Source organism: Pseudomonas sp. SLFW, from assembly GCF_009905615.1.
In the GTDB taxonomy this organism is placed as follows: Bacteria; Pseudomonadota; Gammaproteobacteria; order Pseudomonadales; family Pseudomonadaceae; genus Aquipseudomonas; species Aquipseudomonas bambusae.
The window spans coordinates 99,885-111,887 of the sequence record NZ_JAAAKW010000017.1; the positions used below are offsets into that span (position 1 = coordinate 99,885).

At 62.6% G+C, this 12,003-nt stretch carries 11 protein-coding genes; 5 read left to right on the forward strand and 6 right to left on the reverse strand.

The genetic code is table 11. From position 1 onward, the window contains the following. Positions 1–17: 17 nt before the first annotated feature. From GVN17_RS23925 to GVN17_RS23935, 3 genes are read right to left on the reverse strand one after another with little or no spacing between them, the layout of a single operon-like run. Positions 18–812, reverse strand: a complete 795-nt coding sequence (locus GVN17_RS23925) for an ABC transporter permease (protein WP_166597739.1) — start codon at positions 810–812, stop codon at positions 18–20. A gap of 3 nt (positions 813–815) precedes the next feature. Continuing rightward, complete coding sequence (locus GVN17_RS23930) at positions 816–1,679, reverse strand: ABC transporter permease (RefSeq protein WP_166597740.1); 864 nt, start codon at positions 1,677–1,679, stop codon at positions 816–818. Continuing rightward, the gene (locus tag GVN17_RS23935; RefSeq protein ID WP_166597741.1) at positions 1,676–2,716 is read right to left on the reverse strand and encodes an ABC transporter ATP-binding protein; all 1,041 of its coding nucleotides are present in this window, start codon (positions 2,714–2,716) and stop codon (positions 1,676–1,678) included. The genes GVN17_RS23930 and GVN17_RS23935 overlap by 4 nt, the downstream gene beginning before the upstream one ends. A gap of 262 nt (positions 2,717–2,978) precedes the next feature. Between GVN17_RS23935 and GVN17_RS23940 the strand changes: the two genes are divergently transcribed. Next, positions 2,979–3,818: an IclR family transcriptional regulator gene (locus tag GVN17_RS23940; RefSeq protein WP_166597742.1), complete on the forward strand. Its 840-nt coding sequence runs from the start codon at positions 2,979–2,981 to the stop codon at positions 3,816–3,818. A 298-nt stretch (positions 3,819–4,116) separates the two neighbouring features. Next, on the forward strand, positions 4,117–5,736 hold the full coding sequence (locus GVN17_RS23945) for a methyl-accepting chemotaxis protein (RefSeq protein ID WP_166597743.1): 1,620 nt from the start codon (positions 4,117–4,119) through the stop codon (positions 5,734–5,736). A gap of 86 nt (positions 5,737–5,822) precedes the next feature. Here GVN17_RS23945 and GVN17_RS23950 read toward each other — a convergent pair whose 3' ends face one another. Then, positions 5,823–6,761 (reverse strand): class I SAM-dependent methyltransferase, encoded by a 939-nt coding sequence (locus GVN17_RS23950; RefSeq protein WP_166597744.1) that lies wholly within the window; start codon positions 6,759–6,761, stop codon positions 5,823–5,825. Positions 6,762–6,867: 106 nt separating this feature from the next. Here GVN17_RS23950 and GVN17_RS23955 point away from each other — a divergent pair, with 106 nt between their 5' ends. After that, positions 6,868–7,398, forward strand: coding sequence for an N-acetyltransferase family protein (locus tag GVN17_RS23955; RefSeq protein WP_371928606.1), 531 nt, complete (start codon positions 6,868–6,870; stop codon positions 7,396–7,398). A 6-nt stretch (positions 7,399–7,404) separates the two neighbouring features. Here GVN17_RS23955 and GVN17_RS23960 read toward each other — a convergent pair whose 3' ends face one another. Next, a complete protein-coding gene (locus GVN17_RS23960; protein WP_166597745.1) occupies positions 7,405–8,661 on the reverse strand; it encodes an MFS transporter in 1,257 nt (418 codons plus the stop codon). A gap of 232 nt (positions 8,662–8,893) precedes the next feature. Here GVN17_RS23960 and hemB point away from each other — a divergent pair, with 232 nt between their 5' ends. Beyond that, positions 8,894–9,868: a porphobilinogen synthase gene (gene hemB / locus GVN17_RS23965; RefSeq protein ID WP_166597746.1), complete on the forward strand. Its 975-nt coding sequence runs from the start codon at positions 8,894–8,896 to the stop codon at positions 9,866–9,868. A 452-nt stretch (positions 9,869–10,320) separates the two neighbouring features. Here the strand turns inward: hemB and GVN17_RS23970 are convergent, their stop codons facing one another. Beyond that, positions 10,321–11,226: a LysR substrate-binding domain-containing protein gene (locus GVN17_RS23970; protein WP_166597747.1), complete on the reverse strand. Its 906-nt coding sequence runs from the start codon at positions 11,224–11,226 to the stop codon at positions 10,321–10,323. Between the two features lie 219 nt (positions 11,227–11,445). Here GVN17_RS23970 and GVN17_RS23975 point away from each other — a divergent pair. Further along, positions 11,446–12,003, forward strand: a 558-nt coding sequence (locus tag GVN17_RS23975; RefSeq protein ID WP_166597748.1) for a transporter substrate-binding domain-containing protein, incomplete at its 3' end; no start/stop codon positions are given.

Here is a 12,003-nt window from a genome sequence, read left to right on the forward strand (position 1 = left end):
AATTGAAATCAAAGGCATCAGTGGCGCCCCACCAGCACGCGGTCCAGGCCGTAAACCCGGTCGAGAATGATCATGGTGATGGCCGTCAGCGCGATCACCAGTGCCGACACGGCCGCCATCATCGGGTCGATGGATTCGGTGGCGTAGACGTACATGCGCACGGGCAGGGTCTGCGTTGAGGGCGAGGTGACGAAGATCGACAGCGTCACTTCGTCGAAGCTGTTGATGAACGCCAGCAGCCAGCCTCCGGCGACCCCCGGCAGGATCATCGGCAGGGTGATCTGGCGAAACAGCGTGAAGCGGCTGGCGCCCAGGGATTCCGCGGCCTGCTCGGCGCTGCGATCCACGCCAATCGCCGCTGCAATGACCAGTCGCAGCACGTACGGCGTGATCACCACCACGTGGGCGAACATCAGCCAGACGAAGCTGCCGTTGACCCCCATCAGCGCGAACAGGCGTAGCATCGCCACCCCGAGCACCAGGTGCGGAATGATGATCGGCGACAGGAACAGGCCGTTGAGGAAGTTGCGCCCCGGAAACTGATAGCGGGTGATCGCCAGCGCGGCGGGCACGGCGATCAGAGTCGCCAGCGTCGCAGCAACGACCGCCAGAATCAGGCTGTTATAGAAAGACTGAATGAAGTCGGCGCGCTCGAACACGGCCGTGAACCAGCGCAGGGAAAAACCGTGCCACGGCAGGCTCAGGGTGTTTTCCGGCGTGAACGCCACCATGCACACAACCACCAGCGGCGCCAGCATGAACACCACGATCAGGGCGTGAAACGACAGGGCCAGAGGACCATTCTTGGACATCGATCATTCCCCCAGGGATTTTTTATAGCGGCCTTCGACCAGCCGGTTCCACGACAGCATCACCAGCAGGTTGATCAGCAACAGCGCGACGGCAATGGCGGCGCCCATGGGCCAGTTGAGTTCCGAGAGGTACTGGTCGTAGACCGTGGTGGCGACCATTTTCAGGCGGCGTCCGCCCAGCAGGCCGGGGATGGCGAACGAACTGGCCGACAGCCCAAAGACGATCAAGGTGCCGGACAGCACGCCGGGCATGACTTGCGGTAGCACCACCAGACGCATGACCTTGGCCTGACTTGCCCCCAGCGACAGCGCGGCCTGTTCAGCGGAGCGGTCGAGCTTTTGCAACGAGGTCCACACCGGGATGATCATGAACGGCAGCATCACGTGGACCAGCGCCAGCACCACCGCGAACGGGGTGTAGAGCATTTTGATCGGCCGGCCACCGAGGGCCTGGATCGCCTGATTCACCAGCCCGTCGGCGCCGAGCAGCAGGCTCCAGCCGAAGGCCCGCACCACCACCGAAATCAGCAGCGGCGTGAGGATCAGGATCAGAAAAATCGAGCGCCACGGCGTGCCCATGCGGCTCAAGATGTAGGCTTCGGGCACCCCAATCACCACGCACAACAGGGTGACCAGCGCGCTGATCCAGAAGGTGCGAAAGAAGATTTCGTAGAAGTACGAATCGGTGACCAGATTCACGTATTGGGCGAAGGTCCAGCTGCCGCTTTTGACGCCCACGGTGTAGTCGAACACGTTGAACGACAGCACCAGCGTCAACAGCAGCGGCACCACCAGCAGGCCGACGAACAACACCAAGGCCGGGGTCGAGAGCAGATAACCGCGACCGCTGTCGCGCAGCACACTCATGCCAACACCTCGTCAGCGGCCAGCACGCGCAGCAATTCAGACGGCCAGTCCAGCCCCACCGCCGTGCCTTCGTTCATCGGCGCATCGCCGTTGTTACGGCGCACGACGGTCAACTCGCCAATCGGCGTTTCGATGCGGTACAGCCACTGACTGCCGAGGAAATAACGGGTGATGATCCGGCCTTGCAGACGGCCTTCACCGGCGGTCACCAGGTCGATCTTTTCCGGGCGCAGGCTGAGGGTCAGTTCGCCGTCGCCCTCGCCCTGACTCTGGCCTTGGCGCACCTGAGCCACGCCGCTCGGATCACGGTCGCCGCGCAACAGGTTGGCCTTGCCGACGAACCCGGAAATGAAACGGGTGCGCGGGTGTTCGTAGAGCTTGTACGGTTCGTCGATCTGGGTGATGCGCCCGGCCTGCATGACCACCACGCGGTCGCTGATGGACAGGGCTTCGGCCTGGTCGTGGGTGACCATCAGGGTGGTGATGCCGACTTCGCGCTGGATGCGGCGAATCTCGAACTGCATCTCTTCGCGCAGATTGGCGTCGAGGTTGGACAGCGGTTCGTCGAGCAGCAGGACCGGCGGTTCGATGACCAAGGCCCGGGCCAGGGCCACACGCTGTCGCTGGCCGCCGGAGAGTTCACGCGGGTAGCGCTCGGCGTGCTGATGCAGGCGCACCAGCTCCAGCACGCGGGCGACGCGGCGCTGAATGTCGTCGGCGGCGACTTTGCGCATCTTCAGGCCGAAGGCCACGTTGTCGCGCACGGTCATGTGGGGGAACAGCGCGTAGGACTGAAACACCACACCGAGGCCGCGACTGGCGGGTTTGGCGTGGGTGATGTCGCGTCCATCAAGGAGGATCTTGCCCGAGGTGACGTCAACGAACCCGGCGATCATTTGCAGGGTGGTGGTCTTGCCGCAGCCGGACGGGCCGAGCAGGGACACGAATTCGCCTTTTTCCACCGACAGGTCAGTGGCGACCACCGCATCGACCGGGCCGTAACGTTTGCAAAGTGCCTGGAGTTGAAGAAATGCCATGGCTGCGTTCCACCTTTTTTCATGCACGCCGGGGGCATGCGTTTTTTATGGGCAGATGCGAAGAGAGACGGCGTGCCGATGCATGTCGGCATGCTCAATGGACGCTGGCGCTCGATCGGTGTCGGCTGCCGCTGTTATTCAAATCGCCCTGGTGGACTGATCCTAGGCCGAAGACTAGGATGGGCTCAACGATGAATTTCATTGAGCGATTAGTATTTTCAGATTTATTCGATCAGTGAATGCAGACAGGAAAATATCGAAAATGGATTCCACTGAGCGGAATGATTCGACAAAAGAAACAGGCGTTGGCGCTGTGTCTCGATTGTTTGCGGTGCTGCGCTGTCTGGGGGAATGCCCCGAAGGCGGTGAGCGGGTGACGCAACTGGCGCAGCAAGTGGGCTTGTCGCAGCCGACGACTCACCGGTTGCTGCGCAGCCTGATGGACGAGGGCATGGTCGAGCAGGACGCACGCAGCAAACGCTACCGGCTGAGCCTGGAGTTCTTCGCGCTGGCAGCGAAGGCGGGACAGACCGGAAACCTGCGCGACGTGGTGCGGCCGAGCCTGCTGCGGTTGTCGGCGTCGCTGGGGGATTCGCTGTTTTTGCTGGCGCGCAGCGGTTTTGACGCGGTGTGCCTGGACCGCAGCGAAGGGCCGTACCCGATCCGGACGTTCACCGGTGACATTGGCGGCCGCGTGGCGTTGGGTGTGGGGCAGGGGAGTCTGGCGATTCTGGCGTTCTTGCCGGAAGACGAGCGCGACACGGTGATCCGTTACAACCTGCCGCGCCTGCGGGATTTTCATCTGTACGACGAAGTGATGCTGCGCTCGGAGATCGACAACGTCAGGCGCCTGGGTTATGCCGCTCGCAACACCGGTGTGCTGGAAGGCATGGCCGGTCTCGCGGTGCCGATCCTCGACCGCGAAGGCCGGGCGGTTGCGGCCCTCAGCGTCGCCACCATCAGCGACCGCCTCAACGCCGAACGCATGCCCACCGTGGTGGACATGCTCAAGCGCGAAGCGGCTGCCATCGGCCAAAGGATCAACCCTTTCGACCCGGTGTTGCGCAGGCCTTCGCAGGTGTTTGGGCAGAAAGAGGGATGAGGGGTGTCCCAGGGATGGCATTTAGAGATGTGGTCAACTGAATGCGTATGCAGAAAAAACACGGACATTCAAAGGGTTAGGGAGCTGTTCGCCAGTTTATTGACCCGTCTTTTCGCCACGGGATTGACGTTTTCTGACCGCTCGTCGGCCTGCTTGCGTCGCGTTTAAAGATGCGCTCGGCGGGGTCGAATCAGGCTGTGTAAGCCCTCCGTTTTTGACACGGCGGCACAGGGATGTGGCAAGCAGGCATTTTCGGGCAATCCCGAAAACCGCAGTCCCCCCTGATGAGATTTCCCGTATGTCCAAATCCCTGAGATTGCAGATCCTGGCACTGCTTGGCGGCAGCCTGGCGTTGGTGCTGCTGATCGCACTGGCCTGTTTCCAGTTCCTCTCCAGCAACGTTCACGCGTACCGCGGCCTTTTGGACGGCCCGCTGCAGGCCTCGCAACGGGTCGATCAGGCCAACCTTCAATTCAAGATTCAGGTTCAGGAATGGAAAAACGTTCTGCTGCGCGGCAAACAGCCTGCGGACCGGGACAAGTTCTGGGGCCAGTTCGAGGAGCAGGAGCGTCTGGTGCAGACCACGCTGGGTCAGCTCAGCGGGATGGCCGGTCTGGATGCGGCGAGCAAGGCCCAGGTCGACAAGCTGCGTGACGAGCACCGTGCGCTGGGCGTGGCTTATCGCAAGGGCCGCGACGCATTCGTGGCGGCGGGCGGCGATCCGGTGGCCGGTGATCAGGCGGTGAAGGGCGTGGACCGCGCCGCCAGCGAGCAGATGAGCGAACTGGTGGGCAACCTGCGCACCCTCAGTGACGAGCAATCGAAGGTGATCAGCAGCACGGCCGATCGGACCATTCTCATCGGCACTCTCGTCATGCTGGCGTCGGCGTTGCTGGTGGGTGTGTTGGCGTTGTGGATGGTCAACCGCAACATCGTCGGCCCGATCAGCCTGTTGATCGAATACGTCGCGCAACTGAGCCACGGGCGCTTCAGCGACCGGGTCAGCGTGACCCGCCAGGATGAACTCGGACGTCTGGCGGTGGCGGCGAACACCTTGCGTGATTTCCTCGCGGACACCTTCACCCGCCTGAAACGCAGCACCACCGACCTGGACAGCGCGGGCGGTGAGTTGAAAGCCATTGCGTCGCTGATGGCTCAAGGCACCCACGAGCAATTCGAGCGCACCGATCAGGTGGCCACGGCGATGACCGAGATGTCGGCCACGGCCCAGGAAGTTGCGCGCCATGCGGCACAAGCGGCTCATGCCGCTGATGAAGCGGATCGCAGCTCTCAGGACGGCGGCAAGGTGATGAGCGCGACCATTACCGCGATCACCCAGATGCGCACCGAGATCAGCAACACCGCCGACGTGATTCGTCGTCTGGAAAGCGACAGCGGGCGCATCGGCAAGGTGCTGGAAGTGATTCGCGGCATCGCCGAGCAGACCAACCTACTGGCCCTGAACGCGGCCATCGAAGCGGCGCGGGCCGGGGATGCCGGGCGTGGGTTCGCGGTCGTGGCGGATGAAGTGCGCACGCTGGCCCAGCGCACGGCGGCGTCGACGGCTGAGATCAACCAGATCATCAATTCGGTGCAGACCGGCGCCATCGACGCGGCGCAGGCCATCGAGAGCGGTCAGGCGCGGAGTCAGGAGAGCGTCGATCAGGTCGCCCTGGCCAGTTCGTCGCTGACCCGCATCACCACCGCCGTGGAAGCGATTCGCGACATGAACCGCCAGATCGCCACGGCCGCCGAAGAACAGACCTCCGTGGCCGAAGACATCTCGCGCAACCTGACCGAAATCACCGCGATTGCCACCACCAACCAGAGCAATGTGCAGCGCACCCAGACGGCGAGCCAGGACCTGCATGAGTTGTCAGTGGGGTTGAACGACGTGATTTCGCGCTTGAGCGCCTAGAAGCAGCGGCGAGTCACGAGCGTCAAGCCGCAAGTGGGCGTGGGCATCTCGCGACCGGGTGAGGTGCCGATTTTCTTAGGTGTGCGTCAGACCTGGCGGAACACCAGGGCTTTGAGGCCGCCGTCCGGGTCAATGTCGGCAAACTCTGGCGGATTCTCCAGCCGCTGTTCAAAGCGTAACCCCGGCGCTTCTCGCGTCACGCCCTCGATCAGGAAATCCGCGCCCAGCGCCGGGTCGTTCATGCAGGCCAGCACGGTGCCGTCGGTTGTCAGCAGCTCGGGGAGTTTGCGCAGCACGCGCTGGTAGTCCTTGGTCAGCAAAAAACTGCCTTTCTGAAACGACGGCGGGTCGATGATCACCAGATCGTACGGCCCGCTGCTCTTCACCTTGCCCCAGGATTTGAACAGCTCGTGGCCGAGAAAGCTGACCTTGCTCAGGTCGTGGCCATTCAAGCGATGGTTGTCGCGCCCCCGGCTCAGCGCCGCCCGCGACATGTCCAGATTGACCACGAACGCCGCGCCACCCTCGATGGCCGCGACCGAAAAACCGCAGGTGTAGGCGAACAGGTTCAAGATCCGCTTGCCACTCGCGTTCGCCCGCACCCAGTCGCGACCGTAGCGCATGTCGAGAAACAGCCCGGTGTTCTGCTTCTTGCCGAAATCCACGAGGTAGCGCAGGCCGCCTTCGGTCAGTGTCCACTCGTCCGGCATCTCGCCGAGCAGGGTTTCGGTGTGGCTGTCGGGCAGATAGCGGTGTTGCAGGAGCAGGGTGTGGGCCAGGCTGTCTTTCCAGACGGAGGTCTGAATCAGCTCCGCCAACAGACGCTTCAAACCCTCCAGCTCGTCAGCCGCCGGTTCCTTGAACAGCGACACCAGCACCACGCCCTGCATCCAGTCCACCGTCAGTTGCTCAAGGCCCGGCCAACGGCGGCCACGGCCATGGAACAGCCGACGGGTTTCCGAGGGCGCAGGGGCGAGGGCGGTGAGGAGGTGCTCGTTGAGGGTGTTCAGCGCGTCGGGATTCATCGGGTGGCGGCGGGTCGGCAGTGGAAAGGGGTGGCATTCTAAACCCAAAAGGCGGCCATGAATGATTATCCTGTGCCGCACACCGTATGAGCCAAGAAGACTGCTGATGACCGACCTGATCCTGCGCGACGCCCGCGACGACGACATGCCTGCCGTGCAGGCCATTTACGCCCATCACGTGCTGCATGGCACCGCCAGTTTCGAGCTGGAGCCGCCGACCCTGGAACAGATGCTCCAGCGGCGTGCCGACATCCGCGCCAACGGCCTGCCGTATCGGGTCGCCGAGCACGAAGGCGAAATCGTGGGTTACGCCTATGCCACGTTGTACCGGCCACGCCCGGCGTATCGCTTCACCGTCGAAGATTCGGTGTACGTGCGCGAAGGCATGGCCGGGTTGGGGATTGGCCAGCAGTTGCTGGAAACGGTGATTCAGCAGTGCACCGATGACGGCCGACGGCAGATGGTTGCGATCATCGGCAACAGCGAAAACGAGGCCTCGATCCGGCTTCATGAGCGCCTGGGGTTTCGCAAGGTCGGGGTGTTCGAATCGGTGGGCTTCAAGCACGGCCGCTGGCTCGACACCGTGATCATGCAGCGCGAGCTGGGAGAGGGTGCGAGGAGCACGCCTCACCGGTAGCCTCTTTCAAACGCTCGGGTTAGTCCCGGGTAACGGGGTTTCGACCGGGCGGTCGGAAATCTCCGAGGTCTCTGGCACCGCCACCCACAACAGCACGAATGCCACCGCCGCAATCGCCGCCAACGTCAGGAACGCCGCGTTGTAACCGGCTTCGCGAACCACCCAACCGGCGAGGCCATTGCTCAGCGCGGCGCCTAGGCCGAACACCGTTGAGATCGCCCCCAGGCTGACGTTGAAGCGGCCCGTGCCTTGGGTCAGGTCCTTGACCACCAACGGCATCAGCGCCCCGAACGCCCCGGCGCCGATGCCGTCGAGCAGTTGCACGCCCACCAGCCAGTAAGGGTTGTCCGACAGCACGTAAAGCAGGCCCCGCAGCGGCAGGATGACAAAGCCCGCCAGGAGCAACGGTTTGCGCCCCCAACTGTCGGCCTTGGTGCCCACCAGCCAGGCCACCGGCACCATCACCAGTTGCGCGGCGACGATGCAGGCCGAGGTCAGAGGCGTCGCGAGGTTGAGGTCGATCTGCGAAAGCTTCTGGCTGACCAGCGGCAGCATCGCGGCATTCGCCAAATGAAACAGGCCACAGCAAATGGCAAAGACCAGCAGGGGGCGGTTGTGGATCAGCACGGACACGCCGCTGGGCTGTTCGGCGCCGTTCTCCTGTCGAGGGTCGAAACCCCGTGCCACTTCATGATCGATGGCCGACCCATCGACGAAGCTGACGGCGACCACGCTGGCGATCGCCATGAACGCCATCAGATAGAACACGGCAATCGGCCCGAACGCCCACGACAGGCCGCCCGCCAGCAGCGCGGCACAGGCATTGCCCGCGTGGTTCCAGGTTTCGTTGCGGCCCGTTCGGCGAGTGAAGGCTTTCGGACCGGTGATGCCCAGAGAGATCGCCGCAATGGCGGGGGCGAACACAGAACCGGCAATCGCGCCCAGCCCTTGGGTGATCGCCACCCAAGTAAAGCTGTGAATGAACGGCAGGATCACGCAACTGGCGGTCACCAGCAGCGCGGCGATGACCACGACCAGGCGCTTGCTGCGGGTGCGGTCAATCAGCGCACCCGCTGGCGTCTGGGTGACCAAAGCGGCTATACCGGCGAGCGTCATGACCAGGCCGATGCTGGCCGGGTCCCATTTGTGTACCGCCAGCAGGTAGATCGCGAGGTATGGACCGAGTCCGTCGCGCACGTCGGCCAGAAAGAAATTGAGGCCGTCCAGCGAGCGGTTGTTACGAAGATCGGAAGGGGTGTTCAAGGCTGGCCTCGCCAAGTGGGTCGCGCAGCCTTAAGTACGCGCTGCTCCCGATTAATGACCTGTCGAGCGCTGAATTCGTTCGACCCAAGGTGCCGGACTGTTGCACGCACGACAATTGTCTTTATCGCCCCGATATTTGAATCCGCAGCGAGGCAGGCATAAGCTTCGCGCCATTGATGACGGTCACGCCTGGCTGTGTGCCGTTTTTCGCCATTTTTGTTCAGGAACCGCCATGTCCAGTCTGTTTCCCGCCGCCCGTCCACGTCGCCTGCGCAGCCACGCAAACTTCCGCGCGCTGTTTCAGGAAACCGAATTCACGCTGAACGATCTGGTGCTGCCGATCTTCGTCGAAGAAGAAGTCGATGACTTCGTGCCGATCAACAGCATGCCGGGCGTCAGCCGCATTCCAGAGTCGAAGCTGGCCCAGGAAGTCGAGCGCTATGCTCGCGCCGGGATCAAGTCGGTGATGACCTTTGGTGTTTCCCACCATCTGGACGCCAGCGGCAGCGACACCTGGCAGGAAAACGGCCTGGTGTCGCGCATCTCGCGCACGATCAAAGACGCGGTGCCGGAAATGATCGTGATGTCCGACACCTGCTTCTGCGAATACACCGACCACGGCCACTGCGGCGTGATGCACAACGGCCACGTCGATAACGACGCGACCATCGAAAACCTCGGCCGACAAGCGGTGATGGCCGCTCGCGCCGGTGCCGACGTGATTGCGCCGTCGGCGGCGATGGACGGGCAAGTGCGGGCGATTCGTGCTGCACTGGATGCTGCCGGGTTCACGAATACGCCGATCATGGCCTATTCGACCAAATTCGCGTCGTCGCTCTACGGCCCGTTCCGTGAAGCGGGCGGCTCGGCGCTGAAAGGTGACCGCAAGACCTACCAGATGAACCCGATGAACCGCCGCGAAGCCCTGCGCGAGTCGCTGCTGGACGAAGCCGAAGGCGCTGATGCGCTGATGGTCAAGCCGGCGGGCGCGTACCTCGACATCATCCGTGACATCCGCGAAGCCTCGAACCTGCCGCTGGCGGCGTATCAGGTGAGCGGCGAATACGCGATGATCAAGTTCGGCGCCCAGGCCGGGGCCATCGACGAAGGCCGCGTGGTGCGCGAAACCCTCGGCGCGATCAAGCGGGCAGGCGCGGATCTGATCTTCACGTATTTCGCGATGGATTTGGCGTTGCAAGGGATTTGATCCGGCGGGTTCACAGATACGTCTGACGTGTACGCCACCTTGTGGGAGCGCCGCATGAGGTGCGGTACGGCACGGTTCAAACTGTGGGAGCGAATTCATTCGCGAAGGGTCGGTACGGGCGATACTTCTCTATCGCCTAGACTATTTTTCGCGAATGAATTCGCTCCTACAGTTGAAATGCGTGCAGCCGATACCTTTTTGGTGGGTGTACTGCCGCCTCAGTTACCTGATTGCGCCAGCGCTTTGCGTGTACGCCACCTTGTGGGAGCCCGCGTAAGGTGCGGTACGGCACGGTTCAAACTGTGGGGGCGAATTCATTCGCGAAGGGTCGGGCCGGGCGATACACCTCTATCGCCTGGACTATTTTTCGCGAATGAATTCGCTCCCACAGGTGCGCGGTGGTGCCGCGAAGGGTGCGTCTTGATACGGCTTCAGCCGTGCGGGCCTTTCATTCACACCTGCCACGCCTTGCTCGCTTCGGTGAGCATCTCTTCGATCAGCACGCTGAATCGCTGGCTCAACACACTCTGTGGCCGGTCTTCGGGCAGCAGCAGGTAGGTGGAAAACCGGATCTGCGGCGCGAAGGGCCGGGTGTCGATGCCCATGTGCAGGTATTCCTGCGCCACCATCGGGCTGACGATGCTCACCCCCAGTCCCAAGGCCACCAGCGAGCAGACCGTCGCAGCATACGGCGTCTCCAGGTTCAGCTTGCGATGCTCCTTGTCCCCCGCGAACGCCCGGTCCACGCGGGTGCGCGAACCATCGTTCAACGACAGTGAAATGAACTCTTCGCCGTACAGGTCTTGAGGCCTGACCGCCGCCAGCGCCGAAAGCCGATGCCCCTTTGGAAACACGCACACCCCCGGCACGTCGCAGATTTTGCGCGTGCGCACCCCCGGCATGTCATCGCCGACATAAGACGCCAAGCCGACGTGACAAAACTGCGAGGCCGCCCAATGCGCGACCATCGGCGAATCGTTGGTGTGGATGGAAATCGCCGCCTCGGGGTTTTCCTGACGAAAGCGTTGAATGACCCTCGGCAACAGTGTCAACGACAGCGATGGCACCGCCGCAATCCGCAATTGCCCCGTGCCGCCGCGACGGATGTTCTGCGCCGAATGCTCCAGGCTTTGCAGCCCGACGAACGCTCGCTCCACGTCGACAAACAGCGCCGCGCCTTCATCCGTAGGCAACAGACGGCCTCCCACGCGTTCGAATAATTTGAAACCACTGGCCCGCTCCAGTTGCGCGATCAAGCGGCTGATGTTGGGTTGTGAGGTGTGCAGCGACTCGGCGGCAGCGGTCATCGAACCGCTCAACATCACGGCGCGGAAGGCTTCGACTTGTTTGAAGTTCATGGCGGACCATATCAATTCGGTATGGACGACCACTGTATTGTCATTTGTTGGCATGAGCCAGAGGCTTTATAACTGTTTTCGACATCGACAGTTCGCGCAGACGGACACGATGCCCCGGCGTCCTCAGGCGCCGCATTCTCGCTGAATCCTCTGCCCTTGAAATCGTTGCGTGGTGACGTCTTCGTTCGTCCCTGCGCTGGTAGTTAACCAGGAGGCAATATGTCGTTTTCGTTGAAATCCCTCGTTCGTGTCATGGCTCTTTCGTGTGTCTCGCTGGCAGGGATGGCGCAGGTCCATGCCGCTGAATTGCCGCCGGTGCCCGATGAAATCAAAGCGGCCGGTCAATTGCGTGCCGGGGTCCGTTGCGACCAGCCACCGTATGGCTTCCAGAACAACAACGGCGACTTCGCGGGCGTCGAAGTCGAGATGTCCAGGCAGATTGCCCTGTGGGCGCTGGGCTCCAAGGACAAAGTGACGTTCACCTGCGTCACCGCTGAAAACCGCGTGCCGCAGCTGCTGGGGCGCAAGGTCGACTTCCTCATCGCGACCCTCGGCGTCACCCCTGAGCGTCAGCGCGTCATCGACTTCACCACCCCGTATCGCTGGGGCGCCAGCGACGTGGTGGTGAAGAAGGACAGCCCGATCAAGTCGATCAAGGACCTCAACGGCAAGACCCTCGCCACGCTCAAAGGCTCGGTGCAGGCCAAGTGGTTCGAGGACCACATGCCCGAGGTCAAGACCCTGCGCATGAACAGCGCCGCCGACGCCTTGCAGACC

Coding starts and splice junctions, on each gene's coding strand:
- GVN17_RS23930 (WP_166597740.1), bottom strand. CDS start 1,679: ATGAGTGTGCTGCGCGACAGCGGTCGCGGTTATCTGCTCTCGACCCCG.
- GVN17_RS23935 (WP_166597741.1), bottom strand. CDS start 2,716: ATGGCATTTCTTCAACTCCAGGCACTTTGCAAACGTTACGGCCCGGTC.
- hemB (WP_166597746.1), top strand. CDS start 8,894: ATGTCCAGTCTGTTTCCCGCCGCCCGTCCACGTCGCCTGCGCAGCCAC.
- GVN17_RS23940 (WP_166597742.1), top strand. CDS start 2,979: ATGGATTCCACTGAGCGGAATGATTCGACAAAAGAAACAGGCGTTGGC.
- GVN17_RS23950 (WP_166597744.1), bottom strand. CDS start 6,761: ATGAATCCCGACGCGCTGAACACCCTCAACGAGCACCTCCTCACCGCC.
- GVN17_RS23945 (WP_166597743.1), top strand. CDS start 4,117: ATGTCCAAATCCCTGAGATTGCAGATCCTGGCACTGCTTGGCGGCAGC.
- GVN17_RS23970 (WP_166597747.1), bottom strand. CDS start 11,226: ATGAACTTCAAACAAGTCGAAGCCTTCCGCGCCGTGATGTTGAGCGGT.
- GVN17_RS23955 (WP_371928606.1), top strand. CDS start 6,868: ATGACCGACCTGATCCTGCGCGACGCCCGCGACGACGACATGCCTGCC.
- GVN17_RS23925 (WP_166597739.1), bottom strand. CDS start 812: ATGTCCAAGAATGGTCCTCTGGCCCTGTCGTTTCACGCCCTGATCGTG.